This is a genomic window from Nocardia altamirensis NBRC 108246 (assembly GCF_001612685.1).
Lineage (GTDB): Bacteria > Actinomycetota > Actinomycetes > Mycobacteriales > Mycobacteriaceae > Nocardia > Nocardia altamirensis.
On the sequence record NZ_BDAY01000035.1, the window covers coordinates 1 to 24,165 of the forward strand.

A 24,165-nucleotide genomic window follows, 5' to 3' on the forward strand; every position below is an offset into this window, starting at 1 on the left:
GTGCCCGGCGGCCAGCCGCAGGCTGGCGGCGGCCGTCGCGCCCTACGCCGAGGTCGTCACGTTCCCGGATTCGGTGGTCGCGCCCCTGGACCGCAGCGACGCCGAATGCCTGGACCGCGTGCACGCCCAGCTGTGTGTCACCACCATCCGTGCCGCACCGCAGACGCTGGCCACGGCGACGGGGACCTGGGTGCGCGGCGCGGCCCGCGTCCCCGCGACCAGGCATCCGCTGCACATGTGGGCCGACGAGTTGCGGCCTGGCGACTCCCTCACCGCCGGACCACGCACAGTGACCAGGTCCGATATCGACGAGTTCGCCGCGCTCACCGGCGACCACTACTACCTGCACACCGACGAGGACGCTGCCCGCCGCGATCCCCTGTTCCGTGGCATCGTTGCGCACGGATATCTCGTGGTGTCGCTGGCGACAGGGCTTTTCACGACGACCGAGCCCGGCCCGGTGCTCGCCAATTACGGCCTGGAGAATCTGCGCTTCCTCGGGCCGGTCCGCCCCGGCGACGAGCTGACCGTGCATCTGACCGCCAAGCAGATCATTCCGCGGCCGAATACCAGCCAAAGCGAGGTGCGCTGGGACGTCGAGGTGCACAACCAGCAGCAGGTGACCGTCGCGCGGTACGACGTGCTGACCTTGATGGCCCGCGCGCCGCGACCGGGCAGGCCCGCCCTGGTTCAGACGGTCCCCGCGGTGCGGCCCGCCGTGGCGGGGGTCAGGGCGGAGCGGCGGCCGCACAGCGCCGGAGATCGCGCGGGCTGCTGAATGCATTTCTTGCGCAACCGATCGGCAGTTGTTGCGGCCGAAGGGAAGACCTGTGCGCGGTCCGGCTCGCCGCGAGACACGTCGTTGCTGCCGACGGCGAAAATTCTGAGCCTTTTCACATTTGCTGTACGGAAGGAGGTCGCGCACATGATGAGGGAAGACGTCACCGTGCTCGACAAGGCCCGCGAAATATTGATTCTGGTCCTCGATGTCAATGACGCCGAGGTCGGATCGCACAGCTCTTTTCGCGATGACCTGAAAATGGACTCGCTGGAGAAAATCGAATTCATCGCAAGGGCCGAGCGCTCGTTCGGGCGCACGCTCGACCTGTACCAGGTTGCCGAGGCGGACACGCTCGCCGAACTCGTCCCGCTGCTCAGGGACGCCCGATGAGCGGCGCGGCGAACCCGAATGATCTGTTGGTGTCGCGGCATGTGCGGGCCGGGCGCGGTGATCGAATCGCCTGTGCGGACGCCGAACACGGTGCGATGACCTACGCCGAGCTGGAGCGGGCCGCCGCGCGGTATGCGGGCGCGCTGGCCGCCGCCGGGATCGCACCGGGCAGCCGGGTGCTGGTGGTGTCCGACGATTCGGTGGCCATGGTCGTGACGATCCTCGGGCTGTGGTGGCACGGTTGCGTTCCGGTGCCGGTGCATCCCACGTTGCACGACAGCGATATCGCCGCGGTCGCCGCGAACAGCGGGGCGGCCGCGGTCCGGCTCGCGGTCGCGCCCGACCGTGCGGACACGCTCGCCGCGGTGCTCGGCCTCGCCGAAACGCCCGCCGTCGTCCTGGATCTCGGCGAGGCGCCAGATCCAGCCCGCCCCAGGCAATTCGCTCCTGACGCAGAGCTGTTGGTGCAGTACACCTCTGGCAGCACCGGCCATGCCCGCGGGGTACGGCACACGCTGACCGGGATCCGCGCGGTCCTCGCCGGCTTCGGCAGCGTGCTCGGGCTGACCCCCGACGATGTCGTGTTGTCCACGGCGAAACTGTCTTTCGGATATGGCTTCGGCAACTCATTGCTGTTCCCGTTGGCGGCAGGCGCGAGTGCCGTGCTGCTCGCGGGCCCCGCCGATCCGTTCGCGGTGGCGGCCGCGGTGCAGCGGCATCGGCCGACAGTGCTGTGCGCGGTGCCGCGCGCATACGCGAATCTGCTCGAACTCGCGAGGGCCGGTAGGCCGGTCGACCTGTCCTTCGTCCGGCTCGCGGTGTCGGCGGGTGAGCATCTGCCCGTCGACCTGGCCGATCAGCTGACCGAGACCTTCGGCATCGCACTGATCAACGGCTTGGGCGCCACCGAGATTCTGCACATCGTGGTGGCCACCGATCCGGCGGCAGCGCCGAATGGTTCCCTCGGCCGGTCGGTGCCCGGCGCCCGGATCACCGTTCGCGACGAATCGGGTGCGGTGCTGCCCGACGGTCTGCAGGGCCGCTTGCATGTCGCAGGCGACTCGGTCGCCCTCGGCTACGTGGACAAGCGGGCAACCAAGCCGATGTTCGCCGACGGCGGGGTGTACACCGGCGATGTCGGATACCGCGATGCCGCAGGCGATCTGCACTATCTGTGCCGCGCCGACGATCTGCTCAACCTCGGCGGCTTCAAGGTGGCGCCGCAGGAGATCGAGGCGGTCATCCGCACGGTGCCCGGCGTCGCGGACTGCGCCGTGGTCGCAAGCCGGGACGGACATGCCCTCGAAGAGGCCGTCGCACATGTCGTTGCGGCGCAAGGCCGGGACGCCGAGGCGATCCGCAAAGCGGTCAGGACCGCGTTCAAGCATGACCTGGCTCCGTACAAGCGTCCGTCCCGGATCGAGCTGCACGATGTGCTGCCGACCACGTCGGTGGGCAAGCTGGCTCGCTTCCGGCTGCGCGGCTCCGGTGCCGTGGCGTCGAATGGCCATGCACCGCATGACGACTCGGCCGACCGCAAGGAATCGGCATGATCGGCCGCGAGGCAAGGCCGTGAGCTGGGACATCGCCGCCATGAGCGCGGTCGCCTGCGTGGGAACGAACCCGCCCGAGATCTACCGTGCCCTCTGCGCGGGCCGCACCGGTGTCGCGCCGTTGCGTGCCTTCGACACGACCAAATACCGGGTACGGCACGCCTATGAGATCGATGACCGCGCCGAGCCGGGCCGCGACGAACCGTTCCGCGCTACCCGGTGGCTGGTGCGCGTGGTCGACGAGGCGCTGCGCGAGGCCGGGCTGAGTGCACAGGCCGCCGAGATCCCGGTGCTGGTCGGCACGACGCTGCGTGAGTTGCGCTCCAGCGAATTGTGGTGGCGCGACGGCACTTCGCTCGCCCTGGCGGATCTGCACTTCGCCAGGGCGCTGCACGAGCGCCTCGGCGTGCGCAGGACCGAAACCGTGGCAAGCGCGTGCGCCGCTGCCCTGTATGCACTGGGGATGGCCACCGACCTGATCGAGTCGGGAACCACCGACACGGTCGTCGTCGCGGCGACCGATGCCATCACCGAGAGTTCGTTCGGCGGGCTGGATCGGGTGCAATCTCCTGCGCCGCAGGAGATCCGGCCGTTCGACGTGGACCGGCGCGGCATGGTGATGGGGGAGGGAGCGGTCGCGCTCGTGCTGCGCGCACGAGGCGTGCACGCCGGTCCGGTGCACGGTGTGCTGCGCGGCGTCGAAATGAACTGCGACGCCGCCCATCCGACCGTGCCCGAGCCCGCGTCGGTGGCGCGGGCGATCCGGAACGCACACGACCGCAGTGGGATCCGCGCCGCAGACGTGGACTTCGTGATCGTGCACGGCAGCGGCACCACCCACAACGATCTCGCCGAATCGCAGGCGTTGCGCGACGTGTTCGCCGAGACCTCGCCGGGGCCGTGGATCACTTCGATCAAAGGCGGTGCAGGGCACACCTGCGGCGGCTCCGGATTGCTGAGCCTGGTGACCGCCGTGCAGGCCTTGCGGCACGGCGCGGTGCCGCCGATGCACGGGCTGAACCGGCCCATGCCGGAGGCGGACGGCCTGCGCTTGGTCGCAGGCTCGCCCGCCAACGGCCCGCTGCGCATCGCACAGATCAACGCGATCGGGCTCGGTGGCATCAACGCCGTCGCGGTGGTGGCGGCATGAGGACCGGCGCGGTGATCACCGGAACAGGCTGGGCCGTCACCGGATTCACGGGTGTCGCCGACCTGCTCACACCGGGTTCGGCGGCGGGCGTAGCGTTCGATCCGGACCGCGACATCACCGGGCGCGGGCTGCGGCACAAGGATCGCGCCTCGCGCCTGGCATTGGGCGCCGCCGAGCGGGCATTGCGCGCGTCGGGTCTGCTCGGGGCGGATCTCGGCGCCGCGGCGGTCGTCGTGAGCAGTAACTTCGGCAACTTGGACACGGTGTGCGACTTCGTCGACACGATCGGTGTCGGCACGGTCACCGAGATCAGCCCGATCCGGGTGCCGCACATGTCGAGCAACGTCACCGCCTGCTGGGTGGCGCTCGCCCACGGCCTGCGCGGCCCCAACCTCACACTCTGCAGCGGAACGCCGAGCGGCCTCGACGCGGTCGCCTGGGCGCGCACCCTGATCGCGGCCGGACGCACCGACATCGTCGTCGTCGTCGGTGTCGAGCCGGACACCGCACCGGTTGCCCGGCTGCACAAGGAAACCGGCGCCGACCGCTGGCTCGACGGCGCGGTGGCACTGGTGGTGGAATCCGCCGATCACGCCGAAGCCAGGGGCGCCGTCGTACAGGCCGCGATCCGTGGATACGGCCGTTCGACGGACCCGGATTCGGCCATAGCCGCCGCACTCGCGGGCAGCAGCACCGAGATCGGCCTGCGACTCGGCACCGGATCGGCTGCGCCGTCTCGTGCCGGATCCGAGGATGGCCCGCAACTCTGCGCTGGATCGGCTGCGCTGTCTCCTGCCGGATCTGAGGATGGCCCGAAGCTCGGTGCCGGGTCGGCTGCGCCGTCTCGTGTCGGGACCGGAGGCGGCCCGCGGTTCGGGGCTGGAACAACGGCCGCCAACCTGCGCACGCTCGATCTGACCGCGCTGCTCGGACGCTGCTCGGGCGCGCTCGGGGTGCTGCAGTGTGCGGTCGGCGCGGAGTACCTGGCCGGACAGCCGCAGAGCGAGCTCGGCGTGCTTGCCGTCGCCGGTGGTCCTGACGACGAGGGCGAGGCGGGCGCGACGGCCGCAGTGTTGTTGGAAAAGCCTGGTGTGGCAACGGAGTCCGGTGATGACCGAGCGTGCTGAACCGAGCAGCGTCGTGGTCACCGGCCTCGGCGCGATTTCCAGCCTGGGCAGTGGACAGGCCGCCTACTGGCAGGGCTTGCTTGCCGGCGGTGCGGTGCCGCGCGAGGTGCCGCTGCCGCATCTGAACATGCGCGCCACCCGGATGTATCTGACCCCGGACGACGCGGTGCCCACCGCGCCTGATCGGCTCGGCGCGGTGCCGCTCGGTCGAGGGCCGCGGATGGCGGTCGCCGCCGCGCGAGAGGCGCTGGCCGACGCGCGGATCACTGCGGCGCAGTGCCGGGAGCTGCCCGTGGTCATGGCGGTCGAGATGGGTAATGCCGATGCCCACGAGGTGGCCAGGGGAGCGGACGGTGCGGGCGGCATCGCCTGGAGTCCGCTGTCTGTCATCGCGGCCGCGGTCGGCGCCGCAATCGGTTCGCGCGCGGGCAATCTCAGCGTCGGCAACGCCTGCGCCGCCGGTGGCTACGCGCTCACGACCGCGCTGGACATGATCCGCGCAGGCGAGACCGAGCGGGTCCTGGTCGGCGGCGGCGAAAGCTTCACCAGAATCGGGATGGCCGGCTTCGATCGGCTCGGCGCTGCGGATCCGGTGCGCTGCAGGCCCTTCGACAAACAGCGGGCCGGCACCATGTTCGGTGACGGCGCGGCTATGGTGCTGCTGGAGTCGGCCGCGTCCGCGCGCCGCCGCGGCGCCGAACCCTATGCGGAATTGGCAGGCGCCGCATGGAGTTGCGACGGCCACCACCTGACCGCGCCGGATCCGGACGGACGGCAGACAGTGCGCGCGATGACGGACGCGCTGACAGCGGCCGGTCGGAAAGCAGACGACATCTCCTGCGTCATCCCGCACGGCACCGGCACCCCGGTCAACGACGTGCTGGAGAGCCGGGCACTGCGTCGGACGTTCGGTGCGAAGACCGACCGGCTGCCGCTGCTCTCGTTGAAGGCGATGATCGGCCATACCTCGGCGGCGGCAGGCGTTTTCGGTTGCCTGACTGCGGCATTGATCCTGCGGCACGCCCGCATGCCCGCCAACGCGCCCATCGATCAGGACCCCGACTGCGATGTCTGGCTGCCGAGCATCGATCCGGTGCCACTGGCCGGCGACGCGGTCTTGATCAACACCTACGCGTTCGGCGGCACAAACGCCTCGTTCGTGCTCTGCGTGGCGGGGCGCCGATGAACACCGCCACCCTCGCTGTCACCGCGCTCGGCATCGTCGCACCGGGAGTGGCGAGCCCCGCCGCCTCGCTGCGGCCTGCGCCCGAGCCGTGCGCGGACTGGTTCGACTTGGCGACCGCGCTGCCGGGGCGCGGCTACAAGAAGGTCCCCGAGGCCGGGCAGTACCTGCTGGCCGCCGCGCGGGCCGCGCTCGCCGCCGACGCGGGTGCTGCGGTGACGGCAACGGACCCGGATCGGGTCGGCATCGTGGTCGGCACCAACAATGCAGGCGCCGAAACGCTGGAGGCCATGGACCGCACCATCATCGACGGCGCGGCCGACGAGCTCTCGCCCGCACGCACGCCGTACATGGCGATGAGCCTGTTCGTCAGCAGGCTCTCGATGGAGCATCGGATCACCGGGCTGAGCTTGACCGTCAACTCGCCTGCCACCGCAGGGATCGACGCCATCGGGGTCGCGGCGCGCGCGTTGGCCGTCGGGCGGGCTGCGGTGCTCTTGGTCGGCGCGGTGGAAGCGGCTCCGCCGCAGCACCGGTTCGCCGGGCCCGCCGATTGCGGTGCGGCGCTGCTGTTCTGCGAGTCCGTCGACGCGGCGGCCGCGCGCGGCGCACGCGTGCACGGCTACTGCTCGGCCCGCTCGGCCTTCCTGGATCCGGCCGCACCCGACGCCGCGCCGGTGCTCGAACAGCTGCTCGGCGAAGCCTTTTCCGGGCCAGAAGCGGTCGCGGTGGACGCGATCCTGGACGACTCCCCGGTCGGCGTCGCGGTCGCGCAGTGGCTGTCCGCGCATGTCGGCGCCGACCTGCTCACGCTGACTCGCACTGTCCCGGATGCGGGCTGTCTCACCCCGATTCGGCTGCTCGTCGGCCGCCTCGCCACCCCGACCGCGCCGCGACGGCGGCTGGTCCTCACCGCTGCCGTGCACGGCAACCTCGCGCTGGCAGATCTCACCACTGAACCCGACCACAACGATCCGAAAACAGTTATCACGCAGTAATTCTCGAAAGGGCAACACCCATGCTGGACCATCTCGACAACGAACTCGACCGCGCCGAGCTCAGGGCCTTCGTCGCCGACGAGCTCGAGTTCTCCGCCGACGAGATCACCGACACCGCCGAGTTCGCCGCCGACCTCGGCGTCGACTCGCTCTCGGCGATGGAGCTGATCGTGGTGCTGCAGAAGAAGTATCGGGTGAAGCTGCGTGAGGATGAACTGCCTGAGGTGCTGAGTCTCGGCGTGCTCTACGACCTCATCGCGGACAAGCTACGCGCGGCGGTGCGGTGACCGTGACCGACACCGAGGCGCGGCCGGTGGCCGTGGTCAGCGGCGGCTCGCGCGGCATCGGCCGCGCGGTCGTCGAGCGCCTCGCCGCCGACGGATTCGATGTTGCCTTCTGCTATCGCACGCGGCCGGACGCTGCGGCTGAGGCGGTGGCCGCCGCAGAGCAGGCGGGGGCCAGAGTGCTTGCCTACAAAGCCGATATCGCGGAGCCGGGCGAGGCGCGGGCGCTGGTCGCCGCCGCCGAGGAAGAACTCGGCGACGTCTCCGCCGTGGTCGCTTGCGCGGGCATCGTGCGGGATCGACCGCTGACCCGGATGAGCGACGCGGACTGGACCGACGTGCTGCACACGAATCTGGACGGCACGTTCCAGCTGTGCCGGGCCGCGGCCATGGCGTTGATGCGCAACGATGACGCGGCGATCGTCACGATGTCCTCGATCGCCGGCGTGTACGGCCATGCGACGCAGGCCAATTACGCCGCGTCCAAGGCAGGCATCATCGGGTTCACCTTGTCGCTGGCCAGGGAGCTCGGCCGGTTCGGCGTCCGCGCGAATGTGGTCGCGCCCGGCTTGATCGACACCGACATGACCGCGGAGGTGGCCGCGCGGGCCCGCGCCGGACTGCTGGAGCGAATCACTCTGCGCCGCACCGGCACTCCGGCCGAGGTCGCGGACCTCGTCTCGTTCCTGGTGTCGGCGCGCGCCCGCTACATCACCGGGCAGGTCATCGGTATCGACGGCGGGCTGGTGCTCTGATGGCCGGTATCCGTCTCGGCTTGACCCTGCGCCCGTTCGGCCTTCGTGGCCGCCCCGATCATGTGCGCCAGGCCGCGCTGGCCAGACTCGCCGAACACCTGGGGTATTCGGTGCTGTGGACCGCGGAGGAGACCGGTTCGGATGCGGCGACCCTGCTGGCCTGGCTGGCCGCGCAGACCAGCACGATCGAATTGGGCACCGCCGCAATGCAGATGCCCGGCCGCACTCCGGCGCTGACCGCGATGACCGCGGCAACGCTGGACGCGGTGTCCGGCGGCCGCCTCCGGCTCGGTCTCGGCATGTCGGGTCCACAGGTCGTCGAGGGCTGGCACGGGCAGCCGTTCACCGACCCGCTCGCACGCACCCGCGAATACGTCGATGTGGTCCGTGCCGCGCTGCGCTCGAGCGGCAAACATCTTGTTTACCAAGGGAAATACCATCAACTGCCGATCCAGGGCGGGCCGGGGAAGCCGCTCGGGCTCGGCATGCGGCCGGTGCGCGAGCAGGTGCCGATCTACCTGGCCGCCGTCGGCCCCCGCAATCTGGAGCTGGCCGGCGAGATCGCCGACGGCTGGTTGTCGGTGCTGTTCGAACCGGAATCGGCGGACGTGTCGCTGGCCAGGCTGCGCGCGGGCCGCCGCGGCGACCTGACCGGCTTCGACGTGGCGGTGAGCGTGCCTGCGTTGGCAGGTGACGATCTCGCGGCCTGTCGTGACTCGGCGCGCGTGTACACCGCGCATCTGTTGGGCGGCATGGGCAGTCGCACCCACAACTTCTACAACCAGCTGGCCGTGCGGATGGGCTACGGCGCGGCCGCGGACGAGGTGCAGCAGCACTACCTCGCCGGGCGGCTGCGGTCGGCGGTCGCCGCCGTTCCGGATCGGCTGGTGGACCGCACCGCGCTGCTCGGCTCGGTGGACCGGATCGCCGACCGGCTGTCCGCCTACGCCGCGGCCGGGGTCAGCACGGTGTCGGTGATCATGTCGACCCGTGACCTCGCCGCAGCGACCGCGACGGTGCGCGCCGTGGCGCAGGCGCTGAACAAATCCGGTCTCGGGAGGTAGCCGCGCATGTACGACGTCATCGTGGTCGGGGCCAGGTGCGCAGGCGCGCCTGCGGCAATGCTGTTGGCGCGCAAGGGTTACCGGGTGCTGCTGCTCGAACGCGCGCGCTTCCCCGCCGACACGGTCTCCACCCTCTACATCCATCAGCCCGGTGTCGCGCTGCTGGATCGATGGGGTCTGCGCGAGCCGCTGGCCGCGACCGGCTGTCCGCCGATCAACTCCGCGCTGCACCAGGTCGGTGATATCCGCATCGAGGGCTGGGGCCTGCCGGTGGCGGGCATCGACGTCGCCTACGCGCCGCGTCGCACCGTGCTCGATCCGTTGCTCGCCGATGCCGCCGCATCGGCAGGCGCCACATTCCGGGACGGGTGCTCGGTGTCCGGGCTGGTCACCGAGCACGGCCGGGTGGCAGGCGTCCGACTCGGCCGGGACGCCACGGTGGTCCGCGCGCCACTGGTCGTCGGCGCGGACGGCATGCGCTCGCTGGTCGCCGCCGCGGCCTGCGCGCCGACGGTGCTGGAACAGCCGCGAAAGACCTGTATCTACTACGGTTTCTGGGCAGGCGTGCCTGCCCGGTTCGAGGCATACGGTGCGGCAGGGCGCTGGGTGTGCTGCGCGCCGACCCACGACGGCCGCACCCTGGTCGGCGTCTACTTTCCGCAGGACGAGTTCCCGCAGATCCGCGGCCGCGCCGAGCGGGCGTACCGGGAGGCGATCGCCGCCACCGCACCCGATCTCCATCGACGATTGCTGTCCGGTCGGCAGGTCGGCAAGCTGTACGGCCATGGGACGCAACGGAATTTCTTCCGACAGCCGACCGGTCCTGGGTGGGTACTCCTGGGTGATGCTGCGCACCACAAGGATTCGATCAGCGGCGACGGCATCACCGACGCCTTCTGTCAGGCGCAGCTGCTGGCCGACAGTCTCGACGGCCTCGGTCCGCGCGGGCTCGCGGACCCGGCCGCACTCGACGCCGCGCTACACCGCTACGCGGTCGCGCAGCAATCCTTGCTGCTGCCGCGCTTCCAGGCGACGATGGTCAGCACCCGCCTCGCACCGCACCGCCGCCTCGGCGCGCTCGCCATGATCGCCGCCGATCCCGTGCGCACCACCCGATACTTCACCGGCGTCGCCGGTGTCGACCATGCCATCGAATCCCTCGTCAATCCTCTGAGTCCGAGCGACAGCGATGTCCTCGCGACTGTCGGGAAGGAAGTACCCACGTGACCACCTCTGATTTCGGCGTTGTGTTTCCCGGTCAGGGAAACAAGCACGAACTGGTGGAAGAGGCGCTGTTGCGCCACCGCACCCACCCGCTGGTGCAGCAGTTGTTCGCGACCTTCGGCGCGCTGGAGGTGGACGACCTCGACCTCTTCGACACCGCGGTCGCGCAGCCGGTGACCTATGCACTCGGCATCGCCGCGGTGGAAACGCAGTTCGGTGTGGGAACCCGGTTACCGCTGGTGTTCGGGCACAGTCTCGGTGAGCTCACCGCGGCCGCCTGCGCTGGAATCATCGACGTGCACATGGGCTTTCAGCTCGCCCTCAAACGGGGCAGGCTGTGCCGTGACCGCAACGGTCGTGCGGAGGGGGCGATGGTGGCGGTGGTGGCGACCTCGTTCCACGAGATCGAGTGGCTGCGCAGATGGGTGCTGGCGCAACACCCAGGAGTCTTGGAAATCGCGGGCTTCAACAGCAGGCGCCAAGCCGTGGTGTCGGGTGATGCCCCGCTGGTGGCGAGGTTCGTCGAGCTGGCCGACGAGGAAGGTCTGCGCACCGAGCCGCTGCCGATCGACGGCGCGTTCCACAGCCCACGGATGGTTGTGGTACTGCCTGCCTGGCGGCGGGCAGTGCAGGCCGCGGAGTTCCGGACCGGCCATTCGCCGTTCCTGTCCACGGTCGATGCCCGCCCGCACACCGATCCGGACGAGATCCGCGAGCTACTGATCCGGGCGATGCTGATGCCGGTGCGTTGGAGCGAAACCGTGGCGACGGCACGCGAATTCGGCGTCGCCGGATTGCTGGATGCCGGGCCGGGGCAGACGCTGCTCACGCTGGCCAAGCGCGATCCGATCGTGCCGATGGCGGCGCTGGCCGACCATCAGCCCGAACGGGCGCCGCGCGCGGTGCTCCCGGACGGACCGATCACGCCGGAGCCGGTCACCGGACGAGGATGAACGGCACCAGGTCGGCGAGCGGACTGGCGTAGCCGCGGTCGAATTCCTTCTGGAACACCGGCTCCGGCAGGTCGTCGCGGCATTTGGCTTCTGCGTAGTCGTATACCGCCCGCCACTCCCGTGAGCCGCCGAACCAGCCGCGGCCCATGGCGTCCCAGCACTGATGGGCGGCGCCGAGAGCGCGCGCGGCACTGCGTGATTGGCCGAGGTCGACCAGCGTCCGCGCGAGTTGTTCGAAACCGGCGGCCAGGCCGACCATGTCGCGGAACCGGTGTTTGAAGATCAGCGTCTCGAGGACGAGGGCCAGGGCCTGCTCCAGATTGCCGAGTGTGTAGGTGGCCCAGGACAGTACGTACAGCCCGTAGGAGTGGATCCACTCGTCCTCGACGGCGGCGCACAGTTGCAGCGCATGCCGCAGGTGCTCGATGGCGGTGTGCGGGTCGTCGGTCATGACGCACGCCATCGCCAACTGGATGCCGCACAGTGCCGAAAGGCTCGGGTCGCCGCCGTATTCCCGGTAGCGGGTGAAGGCCTGCACCAGTGTGGCTTTCGCGGTGGTGACCTCGTTGCCGATCAGGTCGCCGGAGCCGCGGATGTGCAGGATGTGGGTCAGCGTCAGCTGGTCATCGAGGTTGGTGGCGAGCTGCCAGGCCTCGTCCAGCTTGTCGCGCGCCTGGATCTGGTCGCCCTGCAGGAAATCGATTCTGGCACTGACCCATAGCGCGGTGGCCCGCGCGGGCGATGGCTCGTCGGACGCGGCCAGCGCGACATTGAGCCAATGCTGGCCCTCAGCGGTGTAATCGCAACCCGCCCAGAGCAGATGGAGTCCGGCGGCCAGTCGCTGCGCGGCCTCGGTCTGGCCGGGGGAGGTGATGCAGTGATCGAAGGCTGCACGAAGATTGGCCAGCTCGGTGCGGATTCGGTTCAGCCGGTCCAGCTGTCCTGGCCCGAACCAGGATCGCTGGGTGGTCTCGACCACCTGCAGGTAATAGTCGCGGTGCCGGTTCAGGAATCGGATGTCTTGGCCGGATTTCCGCAAGTGCTGTCTGCCGTAATCGCTGACGCTCTCCAGCATGCGGAAGCGGACGCCGATCGGATGCGTCTCCCTGGCGAAAATGGACTTGTCGACCAGGTTCGCCATCAGCGCGGTGAAGTCGGCGCCGCCGAGAGTCTCGTCGCGGCAGACGGTTTCGGCGGCGGACAGGTCGAAGGTGCCGCGGAATATCGACAGCCGCGCCCACAGAGTCTGTTCCTCGGGCGAACACAGGTCGAAACTCCAGTCGATGGTGGCGCGCAGGGTGTGGTGCCGCTTGGGTGCGCTGCGATGTCCGGAGGCAAGGGCCTGGAAGCGATCGGTGAGCCTGCGTAGTAGATCATCGAGCGACAGCACCCGCAGTTGGACCGCGGCCAGCTCGATGGCCAGCGGAATACCCTCCAGCCTGCGACAGATCTGGACGGCGAGTTCGGGGTCGCGCAGTTCCGGCGACGCCAGCTCACCCACCGTGGCCGCCGCACGGTCCCAGAACAATTCGACCGCGGGGTTGTGCTCGGTCGCCGGCGGACACGCGAGCGGCGGTACTGCCAGAATGCGTTCGCCCTGCAGGGTCAACGCCTGTCGGCTGGTCACCAGGATTCGCAGGTGCGGCAGGCTGCGCAGCAGGGTGTCGACTAGGTCGGCGCAGGCGTCGACCATGCGCTCGCAGTTGTCAAGGAGCAGTAGGGCATCGGCGCCGACCAGCCTGCTGATCAACTGTTCGAGCAGGGTCGGCGCCGTGCGATCTCGAATGTCGAAGATCTCCAGCACCTGATGGATGAGCAGGTCCGGCTGATCGAGCAGGGACAGGTCGAGATACCAGATGCCGCCGGGGAAGCTGTCGGCGACCTGACGGGTCGATTCGATGGCCAGCCTGCTCTTTCCGACGCCGCCGACGCCGGTGAGCGTGACCAGATGGGACGCGCCGAGCAGGCCGACCAAGGTCGACACCTCGCTGTCGCGCCCGATGAAGTTCGTCGGAGGGACGGGCACGATGTTGCCGAGCGGGCGTGCCGGTCCGGCGGTCGGCGGTGCTTCCTGAGGGTGGATGGTCGGGAGTAACTCGCGGGGCCCGACGGACTCACCGTTGAGGATGGCGGTCTGCAGGCGTTGCAACTCGTAGCCGGGTTCTATCCCGAGTTCCTCGGTGAGAATCGTGCGCGCGCGTTGATAGGCGGACAGCGCTTCGGCCCGTCTGCCCGCACAGGCGAGGGTGGTGACGAGCAGACCCCAGAAACGTTCCTGAAAAGGGGAGTCGGCGACGAATTGCTCCAACTCGCTCACGATGGCTTCGTGATCGCCGAGCAGTATCTTCGCCTGGAACTTCGTTTCCAGCATTCCGGTTCTGATCTCGGTGAGGCGGGCGAATTCGGCCCTTGCCCATTCACTGGGGCGTACGTCGGACAGCGGATCACCGCGCCACATTTCCAATCCGCCCGCGATGGCGTTGACCGCGGCCGCCGGATTTCCCGACGTAAGGATATTGCGCGCCGACCGCGCTGTGCTCTCGAAGAGGCGCGCATCGGAGTCGATATTCTCGGGCAGCGCAAAGCCTGCGCCATCGGTCGCGACCAGTCCGCCGAATCCCGCGCTCGACAGTTGTGCGCGCAGCCTGGTGAGGTGGCTGCGCAAGGTGTTCGGCGCGGTGCGCGGTGGGCTGTCGTCCCACAGCGCTCGGATCATAGCCTGTCGAGTGATAGGTTCGCCCGGTTGAATTCCTAAGCGCGCCATCAATGTTCGAGGGACGCTGCCCTGCAGGCTGATCGGCCCGTGTGGTCCGTCTACCTGTACCGAGCCCAGCAATCGGACGATGCGCCGCCCTTCCGCTTCGATCTGCGGCGCGTCATCGTTGGGCTGTCCCACCGGATCCGACCCCCTGGAGCAACTCGAAGCTTTCCCCATGATAATTTCTATCACGGTCTGGACAAGACGTTAGTTCAAGGGGATCTTGAATGCCTAGTCGGCGTAAAAAAACTTCGTAGATTTCAGAAGTGCACGATGGATCATTCGTGGTTCACGGCGTGATCATCGATGTATCAGCTGAGTCACTGAGACACTCGATGTGTCATCGATAGGCCGTGCGCATTGCCTTTAGTTGAATTCTTCACTTGGTTGGGTGTCGCCGCAAGCGGTTCGCCAAAGCGACTATTTGGTTTGTAATGCGGTCGAATCTCGGCCGCAGGTATTCGCGCGCGCGACTCGGCAACCGCGTCTGCCAGATGTTCGAGCTGGTAAGCGGTCGTTTCCCAATCGAGGCACCCGTCAGTGATGGACTGACCGTATGTGAGATCGGCGGCCCGGCCCAGCACGAGATCCTGGCGGCCCGCGACGAGGAAGCTCTCCAACATGACCCCGACCACGCCGCGATCACCCCTGGCGATGCGGTCGGCGACATCGGCGACCACGTCCACCTGACGGGTATGAGTTTTGTTCGAGTTGCCGTGGCTCGCGTCGATCACCACCCGCTGCGGGAGCGCCGACTTCTCCAGTCGGATGCGGGTTTCCGCGACGGACGCCGCGTCGTAGTTGGGGCCTGCGGCGCCGCCGCGCAAGATCACGTGACAGTCGGTGTTGCCGGTGCTTCGGACCAGGACGGCGCGACCGTCTAGGTCGGTCCCGGGGAAGACATGGCCGGCACCGGCCGCGCGCACACCGTCGACGGCCACCTGTACGTCGCCGTCGGTGCCGTTCTTGATGCCGACCGGCATCGGCAGCGCACTGGCGAGTTGCCTGTGCACCTGGCTCGCGGCGGTACGGGCGCCAATTGCACCGTAGGACACCAGATCCGCGAGGTAGTTCGTGGTGAACGGGTCGAGGAATTCGCAGGCGATCGGCAAGCCGAGTGCGGTGATGTCGACCAGCAACGCGCGACCCAACCGCAGGCCCGCGTCGATATCGCAGCTGCCGTCCAGTCGCGGATCGTTGATCAGGCCCTTCCAGCCGAGTGCGGTGCGCGGCTTCTCGAAATAGACACGCATCACCAGATGCAGGTGCTCGGACAGCTCGTCGGCCGCGGCGGCCAGGCGGCGGGCGTAGTCGAGAGCCGCCGCGGGATCGTGGATCGAACAGGGGCCGACCACCACCATGAGGCGATCGTCGGCGCGGTTCAGCACGTCCACCGTCGCCCGGCGTCCGGCACGGATGATGGCGGCGTGCGAGTCGTCGATCGGATGCGCGCGCCGCACCTCGGCGGGTGAGACCAACGGTGACGTGCTCGTCGTGCGCTGTTCGGCCAGGTCGGCGGGGTCGGCATAGCAGGGCTGCGGCAGGAGGTCGGCAACGATCGCCATCGTCGGCACCCTTCTCATCAGGTTTGTCGAACGGCATCCGACCGCGGCCCGTGGGCGGGACAGATGTCCTTCCAGCCCGGAATGGGGCTCCCGGGCAAGATCTTCCGGAACGCGAAACAGATACGACCCGGATTCGACGCCTGGCGTGCGCGCTGTATCCACCGGCGCGGAGATCGACTCTTTCTCACGTCCAGCCTGCACCGCCGCAGCCGCCAGACCGGTGGCTCGGCCGCCTGACTCAGTGGAGCGAAACCATGACGACCACAACGGAATCCGGTTCTCCCTCGTCCGACCTCGGCACCGACGACACCACCCGCGCCGCCAATCGCGAGATCGTGGCGACCTACATGGCCTGCCGCGGGCAAGACCGGCTGCGCAGGCATCTGCTCTTCACCGAGGACGGCATCGGGGGGTTGTGGACCACCGAGACCGGCGAGCCGATCGTCATCACCGGACGCGATCGCCTCGGCGACCACGCCGTCTGGTCGCTGCAATGCTTTCCCGATTGGGCGTGGACCGAGGTGGAGATCTTCGATACCCAAGACCCGAACCGGTTCTGGGTCGAATGCCGTGGCGAAGGCGCGATCATTTTCCCCGGTTACGAGCGCGGGCACTACGTGAACCATTTCATCCATTCCTTCCAGTTCGAGAACGGCCTGATCAAGGCGCAGCGCGAATTCATGAACCCGTGCATGCAGTTTCGGGCGCTCGGCATCGATGTGCCTGCGATCCGCCGCGAGGGCATCCCCACTTAGCCCTGCACCGGTCGAGGCCTCTTTGGAAGGAGTAGCCGATGGCGGTCGACGCCACGGACCTGCACGAACCGGCGGCCGCCCCACCGGGGCTGCCCACTATCGAGAACTATGTTCTGCCCCCGCCGTTTCCGGCGAGCAGCACCACATGGGCACTCGACCCCGCGCGCGTCGCACTGCTCGTGCACGACATGCAGGAGTACTTTCTGCGGGCGCTCCCGGACGCGATGCGCGATCGGCTGGTCGGCAACACCGTCGCCGTCCGGGAATGGTGTGACAGCGTGCACGCTCCCGTCGCGTTCACCGCACAGCCAGGCCGGATGACCCCGACGCAGCGCGGCCTGCTCGCCGACTTCTGGGGACCGGGGATGCGGACCACCCCGGCGGATCGGCGGATCGTGCCGGAACTCGCTCCCGGCGAGGCGGATTGGTCGATCACCAAGTGGCGCTACAGCGCGTTCCACCACACCGACCTGCTGGCCAGGTTGCGCGCCGCCGGGCGGGATCAGCTGCTCATCTGCGGTGTCTACGCCCATGTCGGGATACTCGCGACGGCGATCGACGCGTTCAGCCACGATGTCCAGCCCTTCGTAGTCGCCGACGCGACAGCCGATTTCACCGCGGCCGAGCATGCCGATGCACTGCGCTACGTAGCGCGGCGCTGCGGTGTCGTCCTGGTCAGCGCCGAGGTGCCGCGATGAACGGCACTGTCCTGCAGGAGATTCTGCAGGACGATCCGCCGCCGTTCGCGCTGCTGTACCGGCGCAGCGGTCCGGGCGGCGCAGGCGTGGTCGAGGTGCTCACCGGCGACATCGTGCAGCTGGACCGGCTCGCCGAGCTGGGTGCGCACCTGCGTGGGCCCGCTGTGACCGGCGCGGATCTCGTTGTCGCCGTGCCGTATCGGCAGCTGGCCGAACGCGGGTACCCCTGCCACGACGACGGCGCGCCGTTGCTTGCGCTGCGGGTGCACCGGGAGGAGACCGTGCGGGTCGACGAGTTCACCGCCCTCGTCCCCGACCGGAACACCCGGCTGCAGAACGCGGGTTTCGACCTCGACGACGAGGCCTATGCGGCACGCGCGGCCAGGATCATTCACGAAGCCATCGGCGCGGGCGACGGCGCGAACTTCGTGCTCAAGCGCACCTTTCGCGCCACCGTCCCCGACTACCGGCCGCTGGACGCGCTGGTGGTGTTCGCGCGGCTGCTCGCCGCAGAGCCGTCCTCGTACTGGACCTTCGTGCTGCACACCGGCGAGCGAACCCTGGTCGGCGCCTCGCCGGAGCGGCATCTCAGCGTGCAGGGCGGATGGGCGGTGATGAACCCGATCAGCGGCACCTACCGCTACCCGGAAGGCGGTCCGACGCTGGCCGGGATCACCGACTTCCTGCACGACCGCAAGGAGACCGACGAACTGTTCATGGTCGTGGACGAGGAACTGAAGATGATGGCGGGCATCTGCGACGCCGACATCCGGGTGCGCGGTCCCTACCTGAAGCTGATGTCGCACCTGGCGCACACCGAGTACGTCGTCGAGGGTCGCACGGCGGGCGCGGTGCCGGATCTGTTGCGCGAGACGATGTTCGCGCCGACGGTGACCGGCAGCCCGGTGCAGCGGGCCACCGAGGTGATCCACCGTCATGAGCCGGAAGGGCGCGGGTACTACAGCGGTGTGGTCGGCCGGATCGGCCACGACGATTCTGGTGTCACCCTGGACTCCGCGATCACCATCCGAGCCGCCGACATCGATGCGGCAGGCACGGTGCGTATCGATGTGGGCGCCACCATCGTCCGGCATTCCGATCCGCTGGCGGAGGCGCGCGAGACCAGGGCCAAGGCGGCCGGGCTGCTCGACGCGATGACGCGCAGTCCGGCGACGTCCTGGCAGGACCATCCGCAGGTCGTGGAAATGCTTGCCAGGCGCAATGATTCGATCTCCGGCTTCTGGCTCGGCGAGACGGCGAGCGGTGCTGGCACGCGGCTCGACGGCACGCGCGTGCTGATCATCGACGCCGAAGACACCTTCACCGCGATGCTCGCGCATCAATTGCGCGCCATCGGCGCGACGGTGCAGGTGCGGCGCACCGACCAGGAATGGCGCGCCGATCGGCAGGATCTGGTCGTGTTCGGGCCTGGGCCCGGCGATCCGCGCTCGCGCGCCGACGCAAGGATCGACCGGTTGCGTGCCGGCGTCGACGAGCTGCTCGCCGCGCGGCGCCCGTTCCTGGCCATCTGCCTAAGTCACCAGATCCTTTGCCGCCGTCTGGGTTTGCCGGTCGAGCGGCGTACGGTGCCCAATCAGGGTGTGCAGCGCCGGATCGACCTGTTCGGCAGGCCGGAGACGGTCGGGTTCTACAACACCTTCGCCGCGCGCAACGACGACGACAAGATCGAGATCGACGGCGTCGGCATCGTCGAACTCTGCCGCGACCCCGAGAGCGGACAGGTGCACGCGACCCGCGCGGACCGCTTCGCGTCCCTGCAGTTCCATCCGGAGTCGCTGCTCACCGTCGACGGGCCGAGGATCACCGCGACATTGATCGATGAGGTGATGCGGCGCTGAGTGTTTCGCTTCGCACCAGGTTCGCTTACCCGTCGCTGCCGCAGGCACGACCTGTTCAGAGAGGTACCTCGCATGCTGCCTTACACCGTCGTCGACGCGTTCACCAGCGAGCCGTTGTCGGGAAATCCGGTCGCGGTCTGTTTCGACGCCGACCACCTCGACGCCAGCACGATGCAGCGCATCGCCAATGAAATGCATCTGTCCGAAACAACATTCGTGCTGCGCCCGAGCGCGGGCGGTGACGCACGGGTGCGGATCTTCACCCCGGTGAACGAGTTGCCGTTCGCAGGCCATCCGATTCTCGGCACCGCATTGGCCTTGGCTCAGCGCAACAATGCCTGGGCGCTCGAGCTGGAAACGGCGATGGGGATCGTGCACATCGAGGTCGAGCCGCGCGGCGACCTGCGCGGCCGGGTCCGCATGTCGCAGCCCGTCCCGGTCTCCGCGCCGTATCGGCGTTCCGTCGAACTGCTCGCCGCGCTCGGTGTCGAAGCGCCCGCTTTACCGGTGTCGGAGTACCGCAACGGTCCTCGGCACGTGCTCGTCGGGCTCGGCACGCTGGCGGAACTGTCCGCGCTCAGTCCCGACCACCGCAGGCTGGCCGAGCACGAGGACATGGCGGCGATCTGTTTCGCCGAGGCAGGCGACCATTGGCGCATGCGGATGTTCTCGCCCGCCTACGGCGTCGTCGAGGACGCGGCGACCGGCTCGGCGGCCGGGCCGCTCGCGATCCACCTGGCCAGCCACGGGCGAGCAGGCTTCGGTGATCAGGTCCGGATCCGTCAGGGTGTCGAGCTCGGCCGTCCGTCGGACATGATCGCGACCGCGCAGGGCTCCGGCACCGGCGTCGAATCGGTGGCCGTCAGTGGTGACGCGGTGACCGTTGCGCGCGGCACGCTGCTGGTGTGACCCGTGCTGCGACCGAAGGGAATTCAGTGATGCGCCCGGCTGACCATGAAACACTCACTGCCGCAGTCGAACACGCCTTTCCGGAGTATTTCGATCCGCCGGCCGACCCTGCGCCGATCCTGCACGCGTGGCTGGCGGCGGCGCGCAAGTACGGGGTGCGCGAGCCACTGGCGCTGGCCTTGGCGACGGCCGACGCGGCAGGTCGCCCGTCGACCAGGATGGTGTCGATCATCGGCGTGGAACCCAACGTGCTCGTCTTCGCCAGCCACACGACCAGCCGCAAAGGCCGGGACCTCGCCGTCAACCGGCAGGCCAGCGGGGTGCTGTACTGGCGGGAGACCGGCCAGCAGATCGTGCTGTCCGGCACCGTCGCCCCGATGCGCCCCGACGAGTCCGACGTCTTGTGGCGTGCCAGACCGCGGGCGCTGCACCCGATGTCGGTGGCCTCCGAGCAGAGCCACGAGCTGCCGGAACCCGCGCAGCTCGCCCGGCGGGCCGCCGCGCTGGCCGATCATGGTGCGCTGCTGCCGCGTCCGGCGCGCTTCGTCGGATACCGGTGCGCCATGGACGAGATCGAATTCTGGTGCTCGGACCCGGATCGCTTGCACCGCAGGCTCGTCTATCGCCGCGCCCACGGCCAGTGGCAGTGGACTCGGCTCCAACCCTGAACGCCCCCACCATCTTCGGAGTCGCCATGAGCACAACCCCGCAGTCCCTCGCCGACCTCGACGTCCCCGTCGGCGTCGGCCAGACCGCCCTGTTCATCGCCTGGCAGCGGCAGCGCGAGAGCGTCCGTCCCGACGCGCTGTTCCACGATCCGCTCGCCACCTGGTTGACCGGCACCCTCGCCGACCATCCCGACATGCGGGCGTGCACCCAGCTGGTGCGGGAGGTGTCCAGCGACGAGCCGACCTACTCGGACTACTTCTCGGTGCGGACCCGGTACTTCGATGATCGCATCGAGGCCGCGCTGCGCGGCGGGGTGCGTCAGATCGTCACCCTGGCAGGGGGATTGGACGGCAGGCCGTTCCGGCTGAACTGCCCGCCGGACGCCGACTGGTACGAGATCGATCTGCCGACCATGCGCCGGTTCAAGCAGTCCGTCGCGCAGCTGTCCGGCTTGCGCCCGCGCTGCCGGTGGCAGCCGGTCGCGGCCGACCTCACCGGCGCATGGCAGCAGACGCTGGCCGAGGCCGGGTTCGACCCGACCCGGCCGACCGTGTGGCTGATCGAGGGCCTGCTGATGTACCTGTCCGATGCGGACGGCGCTGCGCTGCTCGCCGGGGTGCGGCAGGTGACCGCGCCGGGGAGCCTGCTGCTGCTCGAGCAGTTGCAGGCGTCGATGCTCGGCGAGTTCGGCCGCTACGCCAGGGAGCGCGTGGAATCACAAGGCGCGCAGTGGTTGTCGGCTCGTGACGATGTGCCGCAGTGGCTCGCTCGGCACGGCTGGGTCGGCGACGTGCACGCGGGCGACGATCCCGCCATCGGGCTCGGCCGCGCCGTCGGACCACTGCCCGCCTGCTGGCTCGCCACCGCCACCCCGGACTGAGCTGTATCCGTAACCCGGTTCGCGTGGTCTGTCCTGTTGTCCGGCAACGATATTCGACGCAGGCCGGATCGAGCACACGTCGGGAGTCCGGTCTCCCGCAAGGACACGACGGAGGTCAGGGCCCATGAGGCTGCCCAATTCCACGTACGACGCACGGTCATGGCGGTTGGCCGAGATCGCGCCCGACTTCGCCGTCGAAGACGTGTGGGTGTTGCCCGCCGAGGGCGCCCGCCAGGAGTTCCCGGACCTGGTACACCAGATCGCCGAAGGAGAGGGGGCGTACGAAGGGGAGCGACTGGTCATCCTGCTGTTCGTTGTCCGCCAGATGCTCGGCAAGTTGTTCGGCTGGGACCGCCCGGAAGCCGGGCTCGGCGCGCGGGTGACATCCCTGCGTGATCGGCTGCCGAAAGACGCGATCTTCAGCGAGCGCGGCCCTGACCAGCGCGCGGCGCCGTGGATCTCCGTCTACCGCACCGACCGCGAATGGGTCGGCGAATACGCGGGCCGGACCGTGCACGCACTCATGCACGTCGGCTGGGTTCCGGTCCCCGGCAAAGCCGACGACTGCCGCGGCGAAATGACGATCCTCGTCCGCCCCGCAGGCCTGATCGGCCGCCTCTACATGGCGGCCATCCGCCCCTTCCGCCGTTTCGTCATCAACCCGGCGTTCTTCCGTATGGTCGCCCGCAACTGGCAGCGCCACCGCGCCAACGCGCAGTAACTGTTCGGCCGACCCACGAACGTGAGCCACGTCTCCCTGTCGTAAATGTTGCGTTAGGGCCGTTCCTGTGCACGTCATCGCCTTCTAGCGTGGCTAGCAGGGATGAGTTGGAGTGTGGAGGTCTGGTGCACCAGCAAAACTCGATCGCGGACCTGGAGTTGCGTGGCCGAACCGTATCGCGGAGCTTCGGACAGGGTGTTCCAGGTCTGATCCGGGCGGTGACCAGGGGAACACCGGAAGCGATCGCGGTATCCGACGGCTGCGGCGAGCTGACCTATCGGGAGCTGGAGTTGCGCTCGGATCGCGTCGCGCGGCTGTTGCGTGCCACCGCGCCGCGCGGTCGCACGGTCGCCGTCGCGGTGCCGCGCGGGCTCGCCCTGCCCGTCGCGATGCTCGGGGTGCTGAAGGCGGGCCTGCCCTATCTGCTGGTCGATCCCGGTGAATCCTCGGCACGGATGCGGCAGGTCACCGAGATCGCCGATTGTGCCGTGGCGTTGGTGGCCGGGCCCGGTCGGCAGTTGGTCGTCGAGTGCGGGTTGCGGGCGGTGGACATGCCCCGCGAGTACGACAGCGATGAGCTCGACCCGCTGCGGGAAGTGCCTGCCGATCAACCGGCGTGTGTGCTGTTCACCTCCGGATCGACCGGCATCCCCAAGGGAGTCGCGGTGGGTGGTCTCGCGCTGGGCAATCGCCTGGAGTGGATGCGGGACACCTACGGGGTCGGCGCCGATGACCGGATCTTGCAGAAGAATCCGGTGAACGTCGACGTGTCCGGCTGGGAACTGTTGCTGCCGTTGATCTCCGGGGCGCGTTGCGTCTTCCTGGCGCCGGGGGAGCATCGTGATCCGGTGGCGATCGCCCAGGCGATCGTGCGGCAGCAGATCACCCTCTGTCATTTCGTTCCTTCCATGCTGCGGGAGTTCCTGCGCTGGCCGGACGCGGCGCAGTGCACGTCGCTGCGGCACGTGTTCTGTAGTGGTGAGCCGCTTCCGGTGCCGGTGGCGCGGGAGTTCGTGGCGACATTGCCCGCCGCCCTGCACAATCTGTACGGCCCGGCCGAGGCCGGGATCGACGTGACGGCGTGGACCTGTCCGAGTAGCCCGTCCGACATCGGCCAGGTGTTCATCGGCCGCCCGATCGACAACTGTGTGCTGTGCGTGCTCGGCGCGGACGGCACGCCGGTGCCGCCGGGGCACGAGGGTGAGCTGCACATCGGCGGCATCTCGGTGGCGGCGGGATATCTGAACCGGCCCGATCTGACCGAGCGGGCGTTCGTCACCGCACCGGAAGGGTCGTCGGTGCGCACGCTGTACCGAACCGGGGACCGGGTGCGGCTGGTCGACGGCGAGCTGGCGTATCTCGGTCGCATCGACGACCAGGTGACGATCCGTGGCCAGCGGATCGAGCCCGCGGATATCGAGTGTCGACTGCTCGCAGATCCCGAAGTCGCGGCCGCGGTGGTCGTCGCGGTCGACGTCGACGACGACACCACCGTGGTCGCCTGGATCCAGCCCGCGAACCCCGACTGCGAGCCCGAGGGTTTGTTCCGTCGGCTGCGCGCCGGTCTCTGTGCCCAGCTGCCCACGGCGGCGGTCCCCAGCCGCTTCGTCCGCACCCGACGAATGCCGTTGACCCGCAACGGAAAACAAGACCGTGAACAACTGCGCCGCCGGGCCGTTGAGCAGGTCCACGCGCGCCCAGCGGTATCGGCGGAGATGGTGTCGGCCGGCGGCGCTCGGTAGTCGGCAGGGCGGTAGCGCCGGTTCATCGGACCGCGGCGCGGCGGTGGCGAATGATCGAAAAATTATGTGGAGCACGTAACGAGCGATGCCCGCTCTCGATCAGACCTATCGGTCCGTACGAGCGGATCGACACGTGTTCGCCAACGT

At 68.9% G+C, this 24,165-nt stretch carries 22 protein-coding genes; 20 read left to right on the forward strand and 2 right to left on the reverse strand.

Features of this window, described 5'->3' with window-relative positions; all coding sequences use genetic code 11:
• From NA11_RS19165 to NA11_RS19220, 12 genes are all read left to right on the forward strand, one after another.
• On the forward strand, positions 1-778 hold a 778-nt coding region (locus tag NA11_RS19165; RefSeq protein ID WP_174567700.1), incomplete at its 5' end, for a MaoC/PaaZ C-terminal domain-containing protein.
• Between the two features lie 147 nt (positions 779-925).
• Positions 926-1,171 carry an acyl carrier protein gene (locus NA11_RS46325; RefSeq protein ID WP_218023336.1) on the forward strand — a complete coding sequence of 82 codons (246 nt, stop codon included), beginning with the start codon at positions 926-928 and terminating at the stop codon, positions 1,169-1,171.
• Positions 1,168-2,724, forward strand: a complete 1,557-nt coding sequence (locus tag NA11_RS19175; RefSeq protein ID WP_069163316.1) for an AMP-binding protein — start codon at positions 1,168-1,170, stop codon at positions 2,722-2,724. Before NA11_RS46325 ends, NA11_RS19175 begins: the two co-directional genes overlap by 4 nt.
• A gap of 19 nt (positions 2,725-2,743) precedes the next feature.
• Entirely contained in the window at positions 2,744-3,874 is a 1,131-nt protein-coding gene (locus NA11_RS19180; protein ID WP_069163317.1) for a beta-ketoacyl synthase N-terminal-like domain-containing protein, read from the forward strand.
• On the forward strand, positions 3,871-5,001 hold the full coding sequence (locus NA11_RS19185) for a beta-ketoacyl synthase N-terminal-like domain-containing protein (RefSeq protein WP_069163318.1): 1,131 nt from the start codon (positions 3,871-3,873) through the stop codon (positions 4,999-5,001). Before NA11_RS19180 ends, NA11_RS19185 begins: the two co-directional genes overlap by 4 nt.
• On the forward strand, positions 4,985-6,187 hold the full coding sequence (locus tag NA11_RS19190) for a beta-ketoacyl synthase N-terminal-like domain-containing protein (protein WP_069163319.1): 1,203 nt from the start codon (positions 4,985-4,987) through the stop codon (positions 6,185-6,187). Before NA11_RS19185 ends, NA11_RS19190 begins: the two co-directional genes overlap by 17 nt.
• The gene (locus NA11_RS19195; protein WP_069163320.1) at positions 6,184-7,182 is read left to right on the forward strand and encodes a beta-ketoacyl synthase N-terminal-like domain-containing protein; all 999 of its coding nucleotides are present in this window, start codon (positions 6,184-6,186) and stop codon (positions 7,180-7,182) included. Before NA11_RS19190 ends, NA11_RS19195 begins: the two co-directional genes overlap by 4 nt.
• Positions 7,183-7,202: 20 nt before the next feature.
• On the forward strand, positions 7,203-7,469 hold the full coding sequence (locus tag NA11_RS19200) for an acyl carrier protein (RefSeq protein WP_069163321.1): 267 nt from the start codon (positions 7,203-7,205) through the stop codon (positions 7,467-7,469).
• Positions 7,466-8,221, forward strand: a complete 756-nt coding sequence (gene fabG / locus NA11_RS19205) for a 3-oxoacyl-ACP reductase FabG (RefSeq protein WP_218023338.1) — start codon at positions 7,466-7,468, stop codon at positions 8,219-8,221. Before NA11_RS19200 ends, fabG begins: the two co-directional genes overlap by 4 nt.
• On the forward strand, positions 8,221-9,285 hold the full coding sequence (locus tag NA11_RS19210; RefSeq protein ID WP_141717700.1) for an LLM class F420-dependent oxidoreductase: 1,065 nt from the start codon (positions 8,221-8,223) through the stop codon (positions 9,283-9,285). The genes fabG and NA11_RS19210 overlap by 1 nt, the downstream gene beginning before the upstream one ends.
• Before the next feature lie 6 nt (positions 9,286-9,291).
• On the forward strand, positions 9,292-10,512 hold the full coding sequence (locus NA11_RS19215; protein ID WP_069163322.1) for an NAD(P)/FAD-dependent oxidoreductase: 1,221 nt from the start codon (positions 9,292-9,294) through the stop codon (positions 10,510-10,512).
• Complete coding sequence (locus NA11_RS19220; RefSeq protein ID WP_069163323.1) at positions 10,509-11,462, forward strand: ACP S-malonyltransferase; 954 nt, start codon at positions 10,509-10,511, stop codon at positions 11,460-11,462. The genes NA11_RS19215 and NA11_RS19220 overlap by 4 nt, the downstream gene beginning before the upstream one ends.
• On the opposite strand, the gene NA11_RS19225 is transcribed toward NA11_RS19220, so the two are convergent.
• Positions 11,446-14,178, reverse strand: a complete 2,733-nt coding sequence (locus tag NA11_RS19225; RefSeq protein WP_069163324.1) for an ATP-binding protein — start codon at positions 14,176-14,178, stop codon at positions 11,446-11,448. The two genes, NA11_RS19220 and NA11_RS19225, sit on opposite strands and share 17 nt — an antisense overlap.
• A gap of 362 nt (positions 14,179-14,540) precedes the next feature.
• Positions 14,541-15,785 (reverse strand): 3-deoxy-7-phosphoheptulonate synthase, encoded by a 1,245-nt coding sequence (locus NA11_RS19230; protein WP_084654775.1) that lies wholly within the window; start codon positions 15,783-15,785, stop codon positions 14,541-14,543.
• Positions 15,786-16,039: 254 nt separating this feature from the next.
• Between NA11_RS19230 and NA11_RS19235 the strand changes: the two genes are divergently transcribed.
• The 8 genes from NA11_RS19235 to NA11_RS19270 all read left to right on the forward strand — a co-directional run bounded on the left by NA11_RS19235 (position 16,040) and on the right by NA11_RS19270 (position 24,018).
• Positions 16,040-16,540 (forward strand): PhzA/PhzB family protein, encoded by a 501-nt coding sequence (locus tag NA11_RS19235; protein ID WP_084654777.1) that lies wholly within the window; start codon positions 16,040-16,042, stop codon positions 16,538-16,540.
• A 38-nt stretch (positions 16,541-16,578) separates the two neighbouring features.
• Positions 16,579-17,238, forward strand: coding sequence for an isochorismatase family protein (locus tag NA11_RS19240; RefSeq protein ID WP_069163325.1), 660 nt, complete (start codon positions 16,579-16,581; stop codon positions 17,236-17,238).
• A complete protein-coding gene (locus NA11_RS19245; protein WP_069163326.1) occupies positions 17,235-19,097 on the forward strand; it encodes an anthranilate synthase family protein in 1,863 nt (620 codons plus the stop codon). Before NA11_RS19240 ends, NA11_RS19245 begins: the two co-directional genes overlap by 4 nt.
• Before the next feature lie 72 nt (positions 19,098-19,169).
• Positions 19,170-20,006: a PhzF family phenazine biosynthesis protein gene (locus NA11_RS19250; protein WP_069163327.1), complete on the forward strand. Its 837-nt coding sequence runs from the start codon at positions 19,170-19,172 to the stop codon at positions 20,004-20,006.
• A gap of 29 nt (positions 20,007-20,035) precedes the next feature.
• Positions 20,036-20,674 carry a phenazine biosynthesis FMN-dependent oxidase PhzG gene (phzG, locus tag NA11_RS19255; protein WP_069163328.1) on the forward strand — a complete coding sequence of 213 codons (639 nt, stop codon included), beginning with the start codon at positions 20,036-20,038 and terminating at the stop codon, positions 20,672-20,674.
• A 26-nt stretch (positions 20,675-20,700) separates the two neighbouring features.
• Positions 20,701-21,555: a class I SAM-dependent methyltransferase gene (locus NA11_RS19260; protein WP_069163399.1), complete on the forward strand. Its 855-nt coding sequence runs from the start codon at positions 20,701-20,703 to the stop codon at positions 21,553-21,555.
• Between the two features lie 124 nt (positions 21,556-21,679).
• Entirely contained in the window at positions 21,680-22,276 is a 597-nt protein-coding gene (locus NA11_RS19265; RefSeq protein ID WP_069163329.1) for a DUF2867 domain-containing protein, read from the forward strand.
• A 218-nt stretch (positions 22,277-22,494) separates the two neighbouring features.
• Positions 22,495-24,018, forward strand: a complete 1,524-nt coding sequence (locus tag NA11_RS19270) for an amino acid adenylation domain-containing protein (protein ID WP_167837676.1) — start codon at positions 22,495-22,497, stop codon at positions 24,016-24,018.
• The last annotated feature ends 147 nt before the right edge of the window (positions 24,019-24,165 follow it).